We start from the raw sequence: 19,293 nt of genomic DNA, 5'->3' as shown, positions 1-19,293 counted from the left end.
GCTCAGAACCAGCGTTCCTTGATGACGATGGTGTCGCCGGGCTGCACCGGATAGGTGATCGGCACGGTCGCAGTCACGGGCTGGCCCTCGATCTGGCGCGTTACCTCGGCGGAGTTGCGCTGGCCGCGCGGCGTGAAACCACCGGCGATGGCGACCGCGGTCTGCACCGTCATGCCGTTCACATACGGGAACTGGCCGGATTGGGTGACCTCACCGAGGACGAAGAAGGGCCGGTAGGTGTCGACCTCGACCGAGACCTTGGGTTCGCGCAGATAGCCGCCGCGCAGCCTGGCTTCGATCGCCTGGGCGAGTTGCTGTGTCGTGCGTCCCTGCGCTTCGACCGAGCCGATCAGCGGCATGGCGATGCGCCCGGCGCCGTCGACGGCGTAGATATTGGAAAGATTGTCCTGTCCGAAGACGATGACGCGCAGCCGGTCGCCGCTGGCGAGCCTGTAAGGGCCTGCCGGCTCGGTGAGCGCATAGTCCGCCGCCGGATAGCGGGGTGCGCAGGCTCCCGCGGTCATGGCGGCGGCCAAGGCGAGAGAGGCGAAGCGTCGACCCATCACTGGCTTACCCATGCAGAACTGGCCGATCTTTAGGCTCGGCATGGTTAACAAACACTTCCCGCGAGCACCGGGCGGCGGACGCAGGTCTCGTTTAGGGGCGTTTTCGATGGAGAAGGCGCGCGAAAACGCTGCCGACTGCTAGGCTGTGGGGGTAGCTGCAGTCGGCAGCGGCTCGATCACGGCGACACGTTTGGTCGAGCGACTCAAAACTCGCGGCTCTCGCTGAAGGGCGGATGAAGTCGGTGTTCGGAATGGCGGTAACAGGTCGTTAATCTTCCTTACCGCGCGTCGGGGGGCTCTCATCTATATCGCTGCTTTCGCGTCGTCGAGCAGGCTCATCTCGCGCAGTCCGGTTGTTCATCGTTTACGAATGGCCCGGCATTCGGGGCGGGAAATGCGGCGTCCTCGACCGGCCGGGCCTGCGAAAACGGGAGTGCCTCACCGTCCATCATGAAAACGTTAGCCGTGCTCGGCTAAAGCAATCCAGATGGATCGCTGCTGGCTCCTAGTCCTCCGCGGAGCCCGAACGCTCGGGAAAGAAATAATCGAACGCCCAGAGCGCGGCGAGTATAAGCAATGAGCCTGCAAGCCCGATTGCGATCCGATCTAGGTTGAGCGAATTGCCGTCGCCGTCTTCTGAGAGCTGTGCTGCGGCGACAAGAAGCGCTGTCATTGCAGCCGCTGCGCCTGCGAATTTGGCGACTGTTCTTAAGGCGTGTTTTCGGCGGTCAGGTTTGCGGGGCGATTTAGCTTCGGTGTCGTTCAATTTTTGTAACTTTAGGCTCGGAAGGGTCGTCCAAAGGTCGTAGGCAATTCTTGCGGGGGCTGTCTACCACGACTTCGAGGCGCTCTGAACCCATCACCCTTTGTATGGCGGATAGTGGCGAGAAGCGGCGCTGCAGTGGGTATCTATGCCGCTGGTGATGTTAACTAAGATGATGAGATTGTTAGGGGTTCATTAGGCTTACCGAGTGTTCAATATCGCCCGCGTCCCTTCCGGGGGCGAGAGTTTTGCGTCGATAGGTGGGCCCATGACCGCTCAAGCTGGGATTGATGCGCGCGGCGCCGGCGAAGCCCGGAGCGACATGCTCGATCTCTCCGCCCTCTGGGCGGCGATCAAGCGCCGCAAGTTCTGGATCATCGCGCCGACGGTCGCTGCTCTCGGCCTGTCCTTCGTCGCAGTGAATATCGTGACGCCGCGCTACACAGGCGAAGCCAAGCTGCTGCTCGAAAGCCGCGGTGGCTTCTATACGCTGCCGGGGCAGGCCTCGGGGGATAGCGGCCAGTTCGATTCCGAAGCGGTACAGAGCCAGGTCCAGATCATCATGTCCCGCGACCTGGCGCGCGAGGCGGTGAAGCGGATCGGACTCGTCGGCAATGCCGAGTTCGATTCCGGCGTCGGTGCAGTGAGCGCGGTGCGCAAGCTCGCGGTCATGATCGGGCTCGGAGGGCATCCGGCCGACCGCTCCCCCGAGGAGCGCGTTCTCGAGAAATACTACGACCGGCTGCTTGTCTTCCCCGTTGCGCGGTCGCGCATCGTCTCCATCGAATTCACCTCGCGGGACGCGGCGCTCGCTGCCAAGGCGGCCAACACGATTGCCGAAACCTATCTGGAGTTCCAGGAGGCGGCGAAGCAGGAAAACGCCCGCAGTGCCTCGAACTGGCTTTCGACCACGATCGAGCCCCTGCGCAAGCGCGTGGCCGAAGCGGAGGCCAGGGTCGAGGATTTCCGCTCGAGGAACGGCCTGTTCGCCGGTCCCAACAACACCACCATCACTTCGCAGCAGCTCACCGATCTCTCGACGCAGCTCTCCGGCGCCCGCAGCCAGCAGGCCGAAGCGCAGGCCAAGGCCGGGTTGATCCGCGACGCCATCAAGCAGGGCCGTACGTTCGAGATCCCGGACGTCGCCAACAACGACCTCGTCCGCCGTCTGATCGAGCAGCGCGTCAACCTGCGCGCCCAGATCGCGGCGGAATCACGTAGCCTCCTGCCGGAGCATCCGCGGATCAAGGAGCTCAACGCCCAGCTTTTCGACCTGGAAGGCCAGCTCCGCGCCGCCGCCGAACGCACGGTCCGCACGCTCGAGAACGAGGCCAAGATCGCCGGCCAGCGCGTCGAGAGCTTCCAGGCCGCGCTCGACGGGCAGAAGAAGAACGTCTCCAGCGCCAATGACAGCGAAGTCCAGTTGCGCGCGCTGGAGCGCGAAGCCCGCACGCTGCGCGAGCAACTGGAGCAGTATATGCAGCGCTATCGCGAAGCGGTGGCGCGCGACACGATGAATGCCGCGCCGGCCGATGCCCGTATCATCTCGCGCGCCGTCGAGCCGACGGAGGCCTCCTTTCCGAAGAAGTTGCCTGTTGTGCTGGTCTCGACGCTCGCGACCTTCCTGATCGCGCTGGCAACCATCGTGACACGCGAATTGCTCAACGGTCAGAGCCGCTCGCTGCCGGGCGCTCCGCGCGGGCCGCGCTGGGTTTCCGCCGGCGCGACCGAGGACGAGACGGAGGCGCCGGATCCGGTGCCCGACGCGCCGCGTCATGCGTGCGTCGCCGGCTTGCTGACCCATGCCGGGAAGCTCGGTCAGACCCGGCTCGACCTCGATCGTCCCGAGCTGACATTGGCCGAGATCGCCGAACGGACTCGCGAGCCGGTGCGTGGCATGGCGCCGCTGGCGCTGGTGCTGGATGGTGCCGGTGACGAGGCTGCAAGGCCGCGCGACCTCGCCGAGCTGCTGGCTCAGCGCTGCCGCTGCGTGCTCGTCGATCTCTCCTCCGACCATGCTGGCGGGGAGGCCGGATTCTCGGAACTGCTCGCCGGTGAGGCGCTGTTCTCTGACATCATCATGCGGGCGCCGGGTTCGCGTCTGCATCGCATCGGCGCCGGCCGCGCCGGCCGCGACGCGGTGCTCGCCGCGCCCGATCTCGTCGATGTCGCGCTCGACGCGCTGTGTGAGACCTATGACTGGGTGCTGGTCGCGGCAGCCTCGAACGACGACGGCATGGTGCTGGCGCCGATCGCGCGCCGGGCGCAGGCCGGACTTGTTATGAGCGGCCGGGTCGGCAACGGCCATGCTCTTGAGACCGCCTATCGTCTGAGCGAGCTGACCGAGGCTCCGGTCACGCTGATCCTCGATGCCGAGGGTGGCGGGCCGACGCCTCCGGTTTCGCGGCCGGAGATGACCGTCGGCGCCTGATGCGGTGAGGCGAGGGCGTCCTAGTCATCTTCGGGGCGCTTGCCCCGCAGCCAGCCCGAGACCCGGTAAGCGAGCTTCAGGGCGGCAGGGGAGCGCTTGATCCGCCGTTTCAGGTCGCGTTTCGTCCGGGCGATGCGCGCGAAGACGCGGCCCTTGAAGGTCAATGGCAGGAAGCTGTCGACGAGATCGTCCTGGTCGTCGCAGAAGGTCGTTTTGTAACGGGCCTCGCCGACGCCGAGATCGAAGACCGCGACGCCCTCGCGGGCTTTCAGGCGGATCAGCTCGGCCAGCAGCAGCTCGCCCGGACTGGTCTTGACGGTTTCGCTCGCCATGTCGAACGAGGTCGCCATGCCAGAGAAGCGTTCGCCCTGCCTCGCGCCGACATAGGTCGCCACCGCTCGGCCGTCGAGATCGAGGGCATAGAGCTCGATCGCGGAGCGACCTGAGCCGTCATCCATGGTCGCCCGCTCCAGAAAAGCACGCATCGCCGGCTCGGCGAAGGGGTCGGGCAGGCCCATGGCGCGGAACCGCTGTGCCTTTTGTGTCAGCAAGGCGTCGATGATGCGGGCCGCCTCGCCGGGTGTCGTCGCCCGCGTCAGCACTGACGGGCCGAAATCCTGGAAGCGACGATGCTTGTTCTTGAGTTTCTTGCGAGCGTGGCTGCTCATCGAGCGCTTGAGCGTCGCGTCGCCGTCGCCGGCGATCAGCGCGAGCTTGTAGGCGCGGCTCGGGCTTGGACCGGCGGCAAGCCGTGCCGCGGGATTGGCGACGCCCTGCCATATCACTGGCTGGTTGACGAAGGCGAGTGCGTCAAGTCCGCCGATCGCGGTGCCGATCTCGGTCAGTAATTGCTCTGTGAGGCGTGCGTCGAGTTGGGCTGCGAAGGCCGGGGCATAGATGCCCATATGATAATTCGCGTGCTTGCCGCCGATGAACTCGGCGAAGCGGAAGCCGCTGCGGCGGGTGATGACGAGTGGCAGCAGCGCGCCAAGTTTGCCGTCGGCGCCATGCACCAGGGCGTAGCGCAGGGCCATGCCATGGGTGGCTCCGATCGTCTCTATGAAGGGCCTGACCCAGTCGTAGCTCTGGTAGGGCGTCACCAGCGCTGTCGCCTCGAAAAGACGCCATCTCTCGGCGAGTGCCGCGATGTCGGTCTCGATCGCGATCGAGACCCAGGGGCGCGACGCGACGCGCCCGGCAAGGGGCGCGTCGGATACGGCCGGCGTCGAGGCGGCGATGGCGGACATGTTTCCTCGCCCAGGCGAGCAGGACAGATGGCGTTTCCTTAACCCGTCATTGTGAACGGATCGGCCACAATCGTCCGGCCCGGCCGCGTGATCGCGCGATAGCGTTAAAGCATTGTCGAGCGGAGTGGATACCGCTGCGCGTGAGGACGATGCGGCAAATCGAGGACGGCGGTTGCAAGGGGACGGTTGCATTTGGCGGCGATGAACGGACGTCACATGGCCATCGCGGCCGCTTTCCGGATGATGGCGGCGATGGGCGCCGACCGCTGGAGCCGCGGCTTCGCGCAAGGTGCAGGCGTGATCCTGACGCTGCACCATGTCCGGGGGGCCGGGCCGCGCGGTTTCGCGCCGAACGCCCTGCTCGACGTCACGCCAGGCTTTCTCGATCACGCGCTTCGCCTCATCCGAAGCGAAGGTTATGACATCGTCTCTTTGCAGGAGGCGCTGGCGCGCCTGCGCAATCCCCAGCCCGGCCGCTTCTTCGTCGCATTGACCTTTGACGATGGGTATCGCGACAATGTCGAGGAAGCGTGGCCGGTGCTGGCGAAGCATGAGGCGCCCTGGACGTTGTATGTGACGCCGGGCTTTGCCGATCGTACGGCGCGGCTCTGGTGGTTGGAGCTGGAGGAGGCGATCCGGGCGCTGCCACGGCTCGATCTCGTCCTGCCCGACGGCCGCTTCACCGCACGGACTGGAACGGAGGACGAGAAGACGCGCGTCTTCGCCAGGCTCTACTGGCGTCTGCGCCGCGGGCCGGAAGCGACTCTGCTCTCAGCGATTTCCGCGCTGGCGGCCGAGGCCGGCGTCGACTCCGCCACCCTCGTCGAGCGCGAATGCTTGCCCTGGGAGACGCTGCGAGCCTTGTCCGGCGCGCCGGGTGTGACGATAGGTGCCCATACCCTGACGCATCCGATGCTGGCAAAGCACGACGCCGATGTCGCCCGCCGTGAAATTGCTGAGAGCAGGCAGCGTCTGGAAGACGAACTGGGTATCCCGATCCGCCATTTCGCCTATCCGGTCGGCGATCCCGGCTCGGCCGGGCCGCGCGATTTCGCCTTGGCGGCCCAGGCGGGTTTCGAAAGCGCGGTCACCACGAGAGCAGGCCATCTCTTCCCCGAGCACGCCGGTCATCTCCACGCTCTGCCGCGCGTCTCGCTCAACGGTCTTCATCAGAACGAGGCTGCGCTCCGGGCGCTGCTGTCGGGACTGCCGTTCTGGCTGCGGAGCCGGGCGCGCAGACTGGACGTCGGCTAGCGACGCTTTCAGGCGTCGTCCTTGCGTTCCATCCACTTGATCAGCGGCAGCAGCGGCAGCACCCAGGCGAGACCGAGCGCGATATAGGCGATAGTCTGCACCAGCTTCGGCGCCTCGGTGATCCGCCCCTGCGCCAGAGCCATGGCGACGAGCGCGTAGACGCAGACGAAGACGAGGATCAGCACGGTCCCGATCAGCTTGCGGTTGCGTTGTTTCATCGGGCTCTCCACCGCGCGGGCTCGGCTGCTGCGGCAATGCGGGCGTTGTCGCGCCGGAGCGACGGGTCTATGTCACCGGCGAGCGCGCTTGTGAAGCGATGCGCGCCGAAAGATCCCCGCCTGCGACCGAAAGCCCGCCCGTGACCCTCGCCCTCGACCAGACACGCGCCGACCCCAAGGCCGATCGTGCCGGCATCCGCCGCTGGCTCTGGACGGTTGCGGGCCTCGTCTTCCTGATGATCGTGGTTGGCGGCGCGACCCGGCTCACCGGCTCGGGTCTCTCGATCACCGAATGGAAGCCGATTACCGGGGCGATGCCGCCGCTCTCCGCCGAAGCCTGGGCCGAGGAGTTCGGCAAATACCGCGCTAGCCCGCAATACCAGCTTCTCAACGAAGGCATGAGCCTGGGCCAGTTCCAGTTCATCTACTGGTGGGAATGGGGCCATCGCCAGCTCGGCCGTTTCATCGGTCTGATCTACCTCGCCGGCTTCCTCATCGTCGCCTTGCGTCGCCTGCTGCCCATTCGACAGACCGCGACGCTTTTCGGCATGGGCCTGCTGCTCGGCCTGCAGGGCGCGATCGGCTGGATCATGGTCGCGTCAGGCTTGCAGCCCGGCATGATCGCGGTCGCGCCGGTGAAGCTGACGCTGCATCTGACTTTCGCCGGCCTGTTCTTCGCCTCGGTCGTGGCTTTCGCGACCGCGCTGACGCCGCTGCGCCGGGTCGAGCCGGCGCGGGGCAGGGCGACCGCTTGGCTGCTCCTGCTGCTGCTCTTCGTGCAGGTCGCGCTCGGCGGGCTCGTCGCTGGCTCCAAGGCGGGCTTCACCTTCAACACCTGGCCGCTGATGGACGGCGTGCTGGTGCCGCCGGGCTCGCAGCTCTTCGCCCAGACGCCGTTCTGGGAGAACTTCGTCGATAATGTCGCGCTGGTGCAGTTCAACCATCGCATCGGCGCCTACATCCTTTTCGCCGTCGCGCTCTGGAATGTGCTGGGAATGCGCCGTGTGGCGCTAGGATCGGGCGGCGCCAAGCGTTCGACCGCCATCGCCGGGCTGGTGCTGGCGCAATCGGTGCTCGGCATCGTGACGCTGCTGCTGGTGGTGCCGCTCTGGGCCGGTCTGTCCCATCAGGCGCTCGGCTTCGCCGTGCTGGCGATGGGCGTGGTCCATGTCACCCGCACGGAGCAGGCGGCGCGAGGATAGCGGAGCGTCATGCTCGGGCTTGATCCGATTGCCATCAAATAAAAAGGCGCCGCTTCCGGCGCCTTTGCTATTTCCGGGGAATGCCGATCCCGATCAGGCCAGCGCCTGATCCAGATCCGCGATCAGATCCTCGACATCCTCGAGCCCGATCGAGAGGCGCACGACCTGTGGCCCGGCGCCAGATGCGATCTTCTGCTCGTCGGTGAGCTGGCGATGGGTGGTCGAGGCCGGGTGGATCACCAGCGAGCGCGTGTCGCCGATATTGGCGAGATGAGAGAACAGCTTGAGGTTCGAGACCAGCTTGACGCCGGCATCGTAGCCGCCCTTGAGCCCGAAGGTGAACACTGCGCCGGCGCCCTTCGGCGCATAGCGCTTGGCGAGTGCGTGGTACTTGTCGCCGGGCAGGCCGGGATAGCTGACCCACTCGACGGCCGGATGCCTGGCGAGGTGTTCGGCGACCTTCTGCGTGCTCTCGCAATGGCGCTGCATGCGCAGCGGCAAAGTCTCGATACCGGTCAGCAGCATGAAGGCGTTGAAGGGCGACAGCGCAGGGCCGAGGTCGCGCAGGCCGAGCACACGCGTCGCGATGGCGAAGGCGAAATTGCCGAAGGTCTCGCCCAGCACCATGCCGTTATATTCCGGCCGGGGCTTGGAGAGCATCGGGTAGCGGTCGTCACCCACCCAGTTGAACGAGCCGCCGTCGACCAGCAGGCCGCCGATCGAGTTGCCGTGGCCGCCGAGGAACTTTGTGGCCGAATGCACGACGATGTCGGCACCATGCTCGAAGGGGCGCAGCAGATAGGGTGTAGCCATCGTGTTGTCGACGATGAGCGGGATGTTGTGCTGCTTGGCGATGGCGCTGATTGCGGCGATATCGACGATGACGCCGCCCGGATTGGCGACGGACTCGATGAAGATCGCCTTGGTCTTCGGCGTCACCGCCCTGGCGAAACCGTCGAGATCGTCCGGGTCGGCCCAGATCACGTTCCAGCCGAAATTCTTGTAGGAATGGTTGAACTGGTTGATCGAGCCGCCATAGAGTTTGCGCGAGGCGACGAACTCGTCGCCGGGCTGAAGCAGCGCATGGAAGCACAGGAACTCCGCGGCGTGGCCCGAGGCGACGGCGAGCGCCGCGGTGCCGCCCTCGAGCGCCGCGATACGCTCTTCCAGCACCGCGTTCGTCGGATTGCCCAGGCGGGAATAGATGTTGCCGAACGCCTGCAGCCCGAACAGTGAGGCGGCGTGGTCGACATCGTCGAAGACGAAGGAGGTCGTCTGGTAGATAGGCGTGGCGCGCGCGCCCGTAGCCGCGTCAGGGGCGGCTCCGGCATGAATGGCAAGAGTATGAAAACCCGGTGCGCGGTCGGTCATGGCTGCTCCCTGATGGTATGACGTCGAAAACGGATCGTTCGATTTAACGAACGGTTCGCGAAGCGTCAATTCAGGGCCGGCAAACTCAGGTTCCCGGTCGGTTGATCGTCAGCTTCTGGAAGCCCTTGCCGGCGAGCACCGGCTTCTTGGCCGAGAGGATGCGCGAATTGATGCCCTGCCAGCCGATCTCGCCGGAGAGGCGGCCATATTCGATCTTCGGGCAGCGGTTCATGATCACGATGACGCCTTTTGCCTCGGCCCGGGCCGCGGCTTCGTCATTGCGGACGGAAAGCTGCATCCAGATCACCTTGGGCAGCGGATCGAGCGCCAGCGCCTCGTCGGTAATCGGGCCGGCCGCTTCCGAATTGCGGAAGATCTCGACCATGTCGATCGGGCCGGGGATATCCTTGAGCGTGGCATAGACCGCCCTGCCGAGAATCGTCTGGCCCGCGAGGCCGGGATTGACGGGAATGACGTCATAGCCGCGGTCGATGAGGTACTTGGTCACGATCCAGCTCGGCCGCGCCTCGTTGGCGGAGGCGCCGACCAGCGCGATCCGCTTCACGGATTTCAGGATGTCGCGGATCAGGCTGTCGGGATAGGCGTCGTGGTTCATGAAGCTGAGGCTCAGCGGCAGGGAAGGCACAGGACGGATATAGGATGCGCGAACTGCGCCGTCACCCGGATCTCCGCTTCGGTCGCCCGGGATGACATGGAGGTTGTCATTGCCCATCCCATACCGGCGCGCGCTTTTCCACGAAGGCGCCGATACCTTCCTCTGCATCGTGCGCGAGCATGTTCTCGACCATGACGGCCGAGGCGTGGTCATAGGCTGTCTTCAGCCCCATCTCGCGTTGTTCGTAGAAGGCGCGCTTGCCGATCTTGACCGTCGAGGGTGATTTCGAAGCGATGACCGCCGCGAGCCGCTGCGCCTCCGCCAGCGCGTCGCCGGTCGGCACGACGCGGTTGACGAGGCCCATCCGGGCTGCTTCGTCTGCCGGCACCATCTCGCCGAGAAGTAACATTTCCAGCGCGTGCTTGGCGGAGAGATTGCGTGAAAGCGCGACCATCGGCGTCGAGCAGAACAGCCCGATATGGACGCCTGGCGTGCAGAAGCGTGCGGCCTCGCCCGCGACCGCAAGGTCGCAGCTCGCCACGAGCTGGCAACCGGCCGCCGTCGCCGTGCCTTCGACGGCTGCGATCACTGGCTGGGGCAGGGCGGTGATCTGCTGCATCATGGTCGAGCAGCGCCCGAGAATATCCGTGAAATAGCCCCGGCCCCGATCGGCATCGGCGCGATGGGCGGTCATTTCCTTGAGGTCGTGCCCGGCACTGAACACCGGCCCGGCCGCAGTCAGGATGACGACCTTGACCGAGCGGTCCACTGCAATGGCGCTGAAGGTCTCGCTCAACGCCGCCAGCATCGCCTCGCTCAGCGGATTGCGCGCCTGCGGGCGGTTCAGCGTCAGCGTCGCGATGCCGCCGTTATCCTGACGCAGCAGGATGGGCGCGGCTTCCGGTGTCTGATGGGCGTTCATCGCGCTTCCCTTCCGCATTTCGGCCTATTGTCGGAGCCGGTCGGCCATGCTGCAAGGGGATAAGCCCCGTTCCAGCCTGTGGTTTTCCGCATGACGACCCGCATGAGCGCCTCCGAGATCGATGCCTATCTCGATGAGGTCTTCCCGCAGCTCCATCATGGCGGGCGTACTTATTTCATCGAGGAAGTCGGGCTCATGACGGCCCGCATGCGCTGCGACTACCATGAGAAGCATCTGCGCCCGGGCGGCACGATCTCGGGGCCGACCATGATGGCGCTGGCCGATCTCGCGCTCTATGCGGCGATCCTGGCGCAGATCGGGCCGGTGGGCCTCGCGGTGACGACGAGCCTCAATTTCAATTTCCTGCGCAAGCCCGGCCCGGCCGCGCTGATCGGCGAGGCAAAGCTGCTCAAGCTTGGCAAGCGGCTCGCGGTCGGCGAAGTCTGCCTCTATTCGCAAGGGGAGGCAGAGATGGTCTGCCACGCGACGGGGACCTATTCGATTCCGGTGGAGCGGTGAGCCGCGCCCAGGAACGCGGTGCGAAAAAACATGCGGTATTCTGATACCGTTTTTCTCAGTCGCTTGAAAAATCGACGCTTTCTGCTTTTGAGTGCCGATTGTAGCGCTTGACAGCTGGCTTTCTTGCCCCTATCCCGACGCTACACCGCCGCCGGGCTCTCCGGCGGCTTGTCCTTTTTTACGCAACAGAGGGTACCGCGATGAAGACCACCGTCTCGCTCAAGCCCGCCGATGTCGAAAAGAAGTGGGTTGTGATCGATGCCTCCGGGCTCGTCGTCGGCCGTCTCGCCTCTGTTGTGGCGATGCGTCTGCGCGGCAAGCACAAGGCCGCCTACACCCCGCATGTCGACTGCGGCGACAATGTCATCGTGATCAACGCCGAGAAGGTTTCCTTCACCGGCCGCAAGCGCGAGCAGAAGAACTACTACCACCACACGGGTTTCCCGGGTGGCATCAAGGAGCGTTCGGCCAAGTTCATCCTGGAAGGCCGCTTCCCTGAGCGCGTCGTCGAGAAGGCCGTCGAGCGCATGCTGCCGCGCGGCCCGCTCTTCCGCCAGATCCTCGGCAACCTGCGCGTCTACAAGGGCGCGGAGCATCCGCACGCTGCCCAGTCGCCGGAGGCGCTCGACGTCGCCGCGCTCAACAGCAAGAACAAGAGGGTCTGACCGTGGCTGAAGTTCTGCAGTCTCTCTCCCAGCTTGGCGACGTCGCCAAGCCCGCTCAGCCGGAAGCTCCGGTCCACGTCAAGAAGGTCGATGCGCAGGGCCGCGCCTATGCCACCGGCAAGCGCAAGAACGCGATCGCCCGCGTCTGGATCAAGCCGGGTTCCGGCAAGGTCACCGTCAACGGTCGCGACCAGGAGGTCTACTTTGCCCGCCCGGTGCTGCGCCTCGTGCTCAAGCAGCCGCTGCAGCTCGTCGATCGCCTGACCCAGTACGACGTCGTCGTCTCGGTCAAGGGCGGCGGTCTCTCCGGCCAGGCCGGCGCGGTGCGCCACGGCATCTCCAAGGCTCTCACGCATTATGAGCCCGAGCTGCGCGGCCCGCTCAAGAAGGAAGGCTTCCTGACCCGCGACTCGCGTGTCGTCGAGCGTAAGAAGTTCGGCCGGGCCAAGGCTCGCCGCAGCTTCCAGTTCTCGAAGCGCTGATCGTTTCCGGGATTCCCGGTATGCGGAAGGGCGGCTCGCAGGAGCCGCCCTTTTTTCGTATCGGCCATGCGATTTCCAGCCGCCGTCGCTCCGGTCAGGCGGCGCAGCCATACCGGTCCGGAAATCATCGGAGATTTCGGCCGCTCCAAGATGGCTCCCGGGGCGCCCGGGATGACGGCGCGAACAGGACAGGACATATAGTCATCCCAGTCGAAACCCGCCCGGAAACCCATGCGCGTCCTTCTCGTCCTGATTGCCTTCGGCATGATCGCGGTGCCGGCTTTGCTGATGCTGGCGCGCGAAGAACTCCCGCGCGGACGGCGTATCGGCCGGACGCTGGTCGTGTTCCTGGCGCCGGCCGTGGCGCTTGGCCTGATCCATGGCGTGCCCGAGCTTGACGGGCGCGCGCTCAACAACCCGAATGCCTGGACGATGCTGCGGCTCATCCTGACCGCACTCGCCCTGATTCTGCCCTGGTGCCTTTATGTCTGGTTCACCGCGCGCCGCTGATGGCCTGAGACGCTCATGACCGAAGCCTTCGACAAGCCGCCGATCGACCACGCTTTCACCAGCGACCGGCGCGGCGGCGCTGCCGACCCGACCTATGCCGGCGCGCTCTCCTTCATGCGCCGGCGCTATGACAAGGATGTCGCGGGCTGCGACCTCGCGATCTGGGGCGTACCGTTCGATCTCTCCGTGACCAACCGGCCGGGGGCCCGCTTCGGTCCGCAGGCGATCCGTCGCGCCAGCGCGATCTTCGACGGTGACCCGCAATACCCGTCGGGGATCGATCCCTTCGCTCGGCTTTCAGCCGTCGATTACGGCGACTGCGCCCTGCCGCGCGGCGATCTTCAGGGCTGCGCTCGCGCGATCGAGGCAGAGGCCGCGGGGATCCTCGCCACGGGCGCCCATCTCGTCACGCTCGGAGGCGACCATTTCGTCACGCTGCCGCTGCTGCGGGCCCATGTCGCCCGCCATGGCAGGCTGGCGCTGCTCCAGTTCGACGCCCATCAGGATACGTGGGACGACGGGCCGGGTGGCATTGGGCATGGCAGCTTCGTGCTGGAGGCGGTGCGCGAGGGGCTGATCGATGTGGGGCGCTCGATCCAGGTCGGCATCCGCACCGTCGCGCCGCGTGATTGCGGCATCGCCATCCTCGACGCCTATGAGGCGCAGGAGCTTGGCGTGGCCGGAACGGTGCGGCGTATCCGCGAGCGGATCGGGGAGGGCGCTGCCTATCTCACCTTCGATATCGATGCGCTCGATCCCGCCTTCGCGCCGGGCACGGGTACGCCGGTCTCAGGAGGCTTCACCGGAGATCAGGCGCTGCGTATCCTCTGGGCGCTCCGCGACCTCGACATCCGCGGCATGGATGTGGTCGAGGTCTCGCCGCCCTATGACCATGCCGATATCACCGCGATCCTGGCCTCGACCATCGTCCAGCATCACATTCAGGCGCTGGCGCTGAAGCGGGACGACTGAATCGGTTTACGAAGAAAGGCAGCGAAGCGATTCCGGCGACTCGCGATTTTGTCTTCGCACACTGTCATGCCCGGGCTAGGGCCGAGTATCTCATGACAGGGAGGTGCGGGCCGCTCCTTCTGCAGGAGATGCTCGGATCTGCGCTTCGCTCTGTCCGGGAATGACGCCTGCTCCAAAGCTTTGATTGACACCCGGTCCAAGCGCGAACATATACGAGGCTATGATGACGAGCTTCATCCGACGTCGCCCTGACCAGGCCGCCCCGGCGCGCCCGCGATGACGCTCGGCTGACGTCCGAACGCCCGCGACCGCGCCCGAAGCGCGGTTTTTTTATGCCTGAAGCCCATCCATTGCCGTGCCTGCCCAGCCACCGGGGGTCCCGATGAGCCAGAACCTGAAAACCATCTTCATCGACGGCGAGGCCGGCACGACCGGCCTCGGTATCCGCGAGCGCCTCGCTGTGGTGCCCGAAGTTGCGGTCAAGAGCATCGATCCAGACAAGCGCAAGGACCCCGCAGCCCGCAAGGATATGATGGCGAGCGTCGATCTCGTCGTGCTCTGCCTGCCGGATGATGCCGCGAAGGAATCGGTGGCGCTTGCCGACGGTCTCGGCGCCCACGCGCCCAAGATCGTCGATGCCGCGACCGCCCATCGCGTGGCGCCGGGCTGGGTCTACGGCTTCGCCGAACTGGAGCCGGGCCATGCCGAAAAGATCGCCAAGGCGGACCGCGTCGCCAATCCCGGCTGCTACCCGACCGGCGCCATCGCGCTGCTGCGCCCGCTCGTTGATGCCGGGCTGATGGCGCAGGACCATCCGGTCACCGTCAACGCCGTCTCCGGCTACTCCGGCGGCGGCAAGTCGATGATCGAGGATTTCGAGACCGGCGTCGCGCCGGCCTTCGAGCTTTACGGCCTAGGCCTGCGTCACAAGCACCTGCCGGAGCTGCAGGCCTATGCCCGGTTGACCCGGCGGCCGATCTTCGTGCCCTCCGTCGGTAATTATCGGCAGGGCATGCTGGTCTCGGTGCCGCTGCATCTCGACACGTTGCCGGGGCGGCCGGGCATCGCCGATCTCCACCATGCGCTGGCCGAGCGTTATGCCGGCTCGACCTATGTCAGCGTCCTCCCGCAGGATGGCAGGAACGGCAAGATCGAGCCGGAGGCGCTGAACGACACCAACAAGCTTGAGCTGACGGTGTTCGGGCAGGACGATCTGGGCCAGGCGGTGCTGGTCGCGCGGCTCGACAATCTCGGCAAGGGAGCGTCCGGTGCCGCCGTGCAGAACATTCGCCTGATGCTGGGATTACCGGAGGGTTGAGCCTGCAACCGCCGGTTGGGCGTGCCTGGGAATTGCGTTCGGGCCTCCCCCGATTGGGGGAGGCTTTTTCGCGCCGAACCGAGTAGATTGATACCCTCTCAAGAGGGAAAAACGTGACGGGCAGCGAGTTCGAGAATGCGTTGATCGACGGCATCTACGAGGCCGCGATTGTACCCGAGAGCTGGCCGGCAGTGCTTCGCGATACGGCCCGGATCGCCAGTTGTCGGGAGGCATTGCTCGGGACCGTTCTGCACGACGAGGCGCGCCTGCTGGCGTCTTCGCCGGAATTCGCCGAGGGCTACGAGGAGGTCCTCCGCCGCATTCCGTTCGCCGTGAATGAACGGGCGCAGCGCTTGCTTGTGCATGGCCGGCTCGGCTTCATCACCGACGACGATGTCTTCAGCCGTGAGGAGATCGCGCATGAGCCGGTCTATCAGGATATTCTGATTCCGGCGGGGTATGGTTCCGGGGTCGCGACGGTGGTCACGGCGCCGACCGGCGACACCACGATCGTCCATTGCGAACGCCCGTTTGCTGAGGGAACCGTCGATGCGCAGGCCATCGCCGCGCTCGATCGGTTGCGGCCGCATTTCGCGCGGGCCGGGCTGCTGGGACGGCGCCTGGCGATGGAGCGCGCGCGCGCGGCGTCGCAAGCCCTCGAAATGATGGGTCTGCCCGCGGCGGTTCTCGGTCTGCGCGGCCATGTGCTCGACGCCAATGCCCTGTTTCAGGACCTGATTCCGGGCGTCTTTCTCGATCGTGCGGCGCGCCTCGCTCTCGCCTATGCTCCAGCAGACGACATGCTGGCCAATGTGATCGCAGGTTTCTCGCGGACGGATCTGCCCCAGCCTGTCCGGTCCGTGCCGATTCCGGCCTGGCGCGGGGCGAATCCGATGGTCGTGCACCTCGCGCCGGTGCGCGGCCGGGCGCGTGATATCTTTTCCTTCGCCGGCGCCATCATCGTCGCCACGCCGGTCGTTGCGGGGGCGGGGCCGGATGCCGGGCTGATCGCTGGCCTGTTCGACCTCACCCCGGCCGAGGCACGCCTGGCCGCGGTCATCGCCGGTGGGCATCCGCCTCGCGACGCAGCGCTGCGTCTCGGCGTCACCGAGGCCACGGCGCGAACGACCCTGAAACGCATCCTCGCCAAGACCGGCACGCGCCGGCAGGCCGATCTGGTCGGCCTGCTGAAGACCGCCGCCGGGCCACGTTGAGACTGGGACTGACGGATCGGGCAGTCCGTTCGCATCGTGCAGCATCGAGGATTTGGTTGGGGCCGGCTTTTCCTTGCGTCGGCAGCCGGGATTGATTGCCCGGAAACTCCCATTTGGGGGATGGCAGATTGTTCCGGCGAGGGCATCGTGCGGTCATCGAGAGGGCCGCGAGGCTACAGGTGAGTATCCGCTTGCACTGCCGAAGCTGGGTCAAGCAGCTTCGGCAGTGCCTTTTCGCGTCGAGATGTCGTGAACCCGGCCCCCTGTCCCGCGACCGGGCGAGGCTCGGGGCGCAGCCGGAATCATCCCGCAACATGAAAAGGGGCGCCGGAGCGCCCCTTCCGAATCAGCCCTTGTAGGGGACGAAGTTCTGCTTCTGCTCGCCGAGCCCCTCGATGCCGAGCGTGACGACCTCGCCACCCTTCAGGAAGCGCGGAGGCTTGAAGCCCAGGCCGACGCCGGGTGGCGTGCCGGTCGTGATGACGTCGCCCGGATCGAGGCGCATGAACTGGCTGATATAGTGGACCAGATAGGCGGCGCCGAAGATCATCGTCTTGGTCGAGCCGTTCTGGACGCGCTCGCCATCGACCTCCAGCCACATGCCGAGATTCTGGATATCCTTGATCTCGTCGGTGGTGACGAGCCAGGGGCCGAGTGGCCCGAAGGTCGGGCAGCCCTTACCCTTGGCCCACTGGCCGCCGCGCTCCTGCTGGAAGGCGCGCTCGGAGACGTCGTTGCAGACGCAGAAGCCGGCGATGGCTGCCATCGCGTCCTTTTCTTCGATATAGGAGCCGCCGTCGCCGATCACGATGGCGAGCTCGACCTCCCAGTCGGTCTTCTGCGAGCCCTTCGGGATGATCACGTCGTCATTGGGGCCGACGATGCAGTTCGGGGCCTTGTTGAACAGGATCGGCTCCTTCGGGATCTCGGCGCCGGTCTCGGCCGCGTGATCGGCGAAGTTGAGGCCGACCGCGATGAAGTTGCGCACATCCGCGACGCAGGCGCCGATGCGCGGCGAGCCGGCCACCAGCGGCAGCGATTCCGGCGAGAGTGCCTTGATCTTGGCGAGCGAGGCCGAGGTCAGCGCCTTGCCGGCGAGGTCGGGAATGACGCCGGACAGGTCGCGCAACCCGCCCTTGGCATCGAGAAGGGCCGGCTTTTCCTGGCCCGGTGCACCATAGCGGAGCAGTTTCAAGGTGTTTCCCCCGTTTTTCAAACGATCTAAATGGGTGGCCGATTCTGATCGGATGCCGGCCGGAAACACAAGCCCGTCATCGCGCATGGGGCATCCGCGATCAGCAGGCTGCTGGATTGTTGCGCTAATGCAACGGGGCTTCCCAAAGCGACGTTTGCTCTCAGGCGAGCGGTGTAGAGGGGGCGGCCTCGAAATGCTCGAAACGGGCAATAGTTTCTATGTAAACTATATCTTTCTGAACAATCCCGCTGGTGCTCCGTCGAAAATCATCGGTTTTGATCGGTTTTTGGCGATGCAGGTCTCGAATGGGGAGGCTGCATGGCGATTTCGGGGCGCCTGAGGCAGGATTGCGGCGCGAAACGGCTCACGGCATGCTTCGAATCAAGCGGGATATCTCGCCTCGAAGAACCTAAACCGGGATGGATTCGATGAAGGGCCTTGTTCGTACAACCGCTGCCGCCACCGTCTCGCTCGCCGCTCTCGTTGCGGCTGGTGCGGCTTCTGCGAGTTCCTTCGCCATCCGCAGCGGCCAGAGCGCCGAAGGCCTCGGCATGGCCTATGCGGGCGCTGCCGCCGGCGGCATCGGTCTGGGCTCGATGGCCTGGAACCCGGCGACCATCACCATGTTCCCAGGTCGCAACAGCCAGTGGAACTTCACCTATCTCTATGCGAATGGCGACTACCAGCCGAATTCGGTGACGCGTCTCGGCTCGCCGCTTGGCCCCGCCAGCCCGATTCAGAACGGTTCTGGCAATATCGGGGGGGACGGTGCCTTCATCCCCGCGTCCTATTCGGCCTGGCAGTTGACGGATCGGTTCTGGATCGGCCTGACCACCGGCGCGCCCTACGGCCTGCGCTCCAAGGCGGATGATCAGGTTTATGCGGGGCAGGTCTATGGCCGGTCTGCCAAGGTCCGCTCGATCAACGTCTCGCCGACCATCGGCTACCAGGTCAATGACTGGCTTTCGGTCGGCGCCGCTTTCCAGATCCAGTACCTGAAGGCCAATCTGAAGACTGCAACCGGTGCGACGCTCAATCAGGCCATCGGTCCGCAGGCACCCAACCAGATCCTGGACGGCGACACGGTTGATTACGGTTTCCGGGTCGGTGCGACATTGACCCCGTTCCAGGGCACCACGATCGGCATCGCTTACCGCTCGTCGATCCGGCAGACTCTGGAGGGCGATCTGGGCACGCCGGCCGGAACCATTCCGATCAAGGCCAACCTGAATCTGCCCGATTCGGTCGTCTTCGGCGTCTCTCAGGTCATCAACGAGCAGTGGCAGGCTCATCTGGGCGTGGAGTGGACGAACTGGAGCCGCTTCCGCCGGATTCCGATCGTCAGCCAGATCTCCGGCCGCCCGGTTTCGGGCCTGAATTTCGTGTATGACGATAGCTGGTTCTTCAGCGGGGCCGTCGAGTACAAGTACAATCGGGATCTGACCCTGCGAGCCGGCGTGGCTTACGAACTCTCGGCAGTCAACGATACGAACCGGACGGTTTTCATTTCCGACAACGATCGTCTCTGGCTGTCGGCCGGCGCGAGCTATCAGGTTACGGACAAGCTGAAGCTCGACCTCGGGTACACCTACATTCATGTGAACAAGGCGTCGGTGAACTACGGCGGCGCTCATCCGCAGCAGGGGCCAGTCATCTTCAGCGCCGAGGCCAAGCCTTATATTCACATCGTTTCGGCCGGCCTCACCTATCGCTGGGACAATCCGGCCGAGACGGTCCCGGTCCGACCGGTCGTTCGCAAGAACTGAGCCGTATCGCCCGCACGATGGAAGCCGGCCCAGCGGGGCCGGCTTTTTTATTGCTGGTATCT

At 65.4% G+C, this 19,293-nt stretch carries 19 protein-coding genes; 11 read left to right on the top strand and 8 right to left on the bottom strand.

Annotation, left to right across the window (positions count from 1 at the left end; genetic code table 11):
* Window positions 1-2 precede the first annotated feature (2 nt).
* Both J0I42_RS00295 and J0I42_RS00290 read right to left on the bottom strand, forming a co-directional pair.
* Window positions 3-563 carry a polysaccharide biosynthesis/export family protein gene (locus J0I42_RS00295; protein ID WP_465247630.1) on the bottom strand — a complete coding sequence of 187 codons (561 nt, stop codon included), beginning with the start codon at window positions 561-563 and terminating at the stop codon, window positions 3-5.
* 508 nt (window positions 564-1,071) lie between these two features.
* Window positions 1,072-1,332: a hypothetical protein gene (locus tag J0I42_RS00290; protein WP_291651632.1), complete on the bottom strand. Its 261-nt coding sequence runs from the start codon at window positions 1,330-1,332 to the stop codon at window positions 1,072-1,074.
* A 265-nt stretch (window positions 1,333-1,597) separates the two neighbouring features.
* Between J0I42_RS00290 and J0I42_RS00285 the strand changes: the two genes are divergently transcribed.
* On the top strand, window positions 1,598-3,760 hold the full coding sequence (locus J0I42_RS00285; RefSeq protein WP_291651630.1) for a GumC family protein: 2,163 nt from the start codon (window positions 1,598-1,600) through the stop codon (window positions 3,758-3,760).
* A 20-nt stretch (window positions 3,761-3,780) separates the two neighbouring features.
* On the opposite strand, the gene J0I42_RS00280 is transcribed toward J0I42_RS00285, so the two are convergent.
* Window positions 3,781-5,007, bottom strand: coding sequence for a GNAT family N-acetyltransferase (locus tag J0I42_RS00280; RefSeq protein ID WP_291651628.1), 1,227 nt, complete (start codon window positions 5,005-5,007; stop codon window positions 3,781-3,783).
* Between the two features lie 192 nt (window positions 5,008-5,199).
* Here J0I42_RS00280 and J0I42_RS00275 point away from each other — a divergent pair, with 192 nt between their 5' ends.
* Window positions 5,200-6,261: a polysaccharide deacetylase family protein gene (locus J0I42_RS00275; RefSeq protein WP_465247622.1), complete on the top strand. Its 1,062-nt coding sequence runs from the start codon at window positions 5,200-5,202 to the stop codon at window positions 6,259-6,261.
* A gap of 8 nt (window positions 6,262-6,269) precedes the next feature.
* Here J0I42_RS00275 and J0I42_RS00270 read toward each other — a convergent pair whose 3' ends face one another.
* On the bottom strand, window positions 6,270-6,479 hold the full coding sequence (locus J0I42_RS00270; protein ID WP_291651624.1) for a DUF2842 domain-containing protein: 210 nt from the start codon (window positions 6,477-6,479) through the stop codon (window positions 6,270-6,272).
* 98 nt (window positions 6,480-6,577) lie between these two features.
* Between J0I42_RS00270 and J0I42_RS00265 the strand changes: the two genes are divergently transcribed.
* Entirely contained in the window at window positions 6,578-7,681 is a 1,104-nt protein-coding gene (locus J0I42_RS00265; protein ID WP_465247621.1) for a COX15/CtaA family protein, read from the top strand.
* Window positions 7,682-7,774: 93 nt separating this feature from the next.
* On the opposite strand, the gene J0I42_RS00260 is transcribed toward J0I42_RS00265, so the two are convergent.
* The 3 genes from J0I42_RS00260 to J0I42_RS00250 all read right to left on the bottom strand — a co-directional run bounded on the left by J0I42_RS00260 (window position 7,775) and on the right by J0I42_RS00250 (window position 10,590).
* Window positions 7,775-9,052, bottom strand: coding sequence for an O-acetylhomoserine aminocarboxypropyltransferase (locus tag J0I42_RS00260; RefSeq protein WP_291651621.1), 1,278 nt, complete (start codon window positions 9,050-9,052; stop codon window positions 7,775-7,777).
* A gap of 85 nt (window positions 9,053-9,137) precedes the next feature.
* A complete protein-coding gene (locus J0I42_RS00255; protein WP_291651619.1) occupies window positions 9,138-9,668 on the bottom strand; it encodes a CoA-binding protein in 531 nt (176 codons plus the stop codon).
* A gap of 106 nt (window positions 9,669-9,774) precedes the next feature.
* Complete coding sequence (locus tag J0I42_RS00250) at window positions 9,775-10,590, bottom strand: enoyl-CoA hydratase (protein ID WP_291651618.1); 816 nt, start codon at window positions 10,588-10,590, stop codon at window positions 9,775-9,777.
* A 102-nt stretch (window positions 10,591-10,692) separates the two neighbouring features.
* On the opposite strand from J0I42_RS00250, the gene J0I42_RS00245 reads away from it, so the two are divergent.
* The 7 genes from J0I42_RS00245 (at window position 10,693) to J0I42_RS00215 (ending at window position 16,270) form a co-directional block, all read left to right on the top strand.
* Entirely contained in the window at window positions 10,693-11,109 is a 417-nt protein-coding gene (locus tag J0I42_RS00245) for a PaaI family thioesterase (protein WP_291651617.1), read from the top strand.
* Between the two features lie 200 nt (window positions 11,110-11,309).
* Window positions 11,310-11,774, top strand: a complete 465-nt coding sequence (gene rplM / locus J0I42_RS00240) for a 50S ribosomal protein L13 (protein ID WP_291651615.1) — start codon at window positions 11,310-11,312, stop codon at window positions 11,772-11,774.
* A gap of 2 nt (window positions 11,775-11,776) precedes the next feature.
* The gene (gene rpsI / locus J0I42_RS00235) at window positions 11,777-12,256 is read left to right on the top strand and encodes a 30S ribosomal protein S9 (protein WP_291651614.1); all 480 of its coding nucleotides are present in this window, start codon (window positions 11,777-11,779) and stop codon (window positions 12,254-12,256) included.
* 231 nt (window positions 12,257-12,487) lie between these two features.
* Entirely contained in the window at window positions 12,488-12,766 is a 279-nt protein-coding gene (locus tag J0I42_RS00230; RefSeq protein WP_291651612.1) for a hypothetical protein, read from the top strand.
* A 15-nt stretch (window positions 12,767-12,781) separates the two neighbouring features.
* The gene (gene speB, locus J0I42_RS00225) at window positions 12,782-13,738 is read left to right on the top strand and encodes an agmatinase (protein ID WP_291651610.1); all 957 of its coding nucleotides are present in this window, start codon (window positions 12,782-12,784) and stop codon (window positions 13,736-13,738) included.
* Between the two features lie 382 nt (window positions 13,739-14,120).
* Window positions 14,121-15,056, top strand: a complete 936-nt coding sequence (gene argC / locus J0I42_RS00220) for an N-acetyl-gamma-glutamyl-phosphate reductase (protein WP_291651607.1) — start codon at window positions 14,121-14,123, stop codon at window positions 15,054-15,056.
* Between the two features lie 113 nt (window positions 15,057-15,169).
* Window positions 15,170-16,270, top strand: coding sequence for a helix-turn-helix transcriptional regulator (locus tag J0I42_RS00215; RefSeq protein ID WP_291651605.1), 1,101 nt, complete (start codon window positions 15,170-15,172; stop codon window positions 16,268-16,270).
* Between the two features lie 346 nt (window positions 16,271-16,616).
* Here J0I42_RS00215 and J0I42_RS00210 read toward each other — a convergent pair whose 3' ends face one another.
* Window positions 16,617-17,465 (bottom strand): fumarylacetoacetate hydrolase family protein, encoded by an 849-nt coding sequence (locus tag J0I42_RS00210; RefSeq protein WP_291651603.1) that lies wholly within the window; start codon window positions 17,463-17,465, stop codon window positions 16,617-16,619.
* A 428-nt stretch (window positions 17,466-17,893) separates the two neighbouring features.
* Between J0I42_RS00210 and J0I42_RS00205 the strand changes: the two genes are divergently transcribed.
* A complete protein-coding gene (locus J0I42_RS00205) occupies window positions 17,894-19,231 on the top strand; it encodes an OmpP1/FadL family transporter (RefSeq protein ID WP_291651601.1) in 1,338 nt (445 codons plus the stop codon).
* The last annotated feature ends 62 nt before the right edge of the window (window positions 19,232-19,293 follow it).

This window comes from Allobosea sp., assembly GCF_017308015.1.
Taxonomy (GTDB): Bacteria; Pseudomonadota; Alphaproteobacteria; order Rhizobiales; family Beijerinckiaceae; genus Allobosea.
Note: the sequence above shows the minus strand (reverse complement) of the source record. Positions and strands in the feature narration are given on the sequence as shown.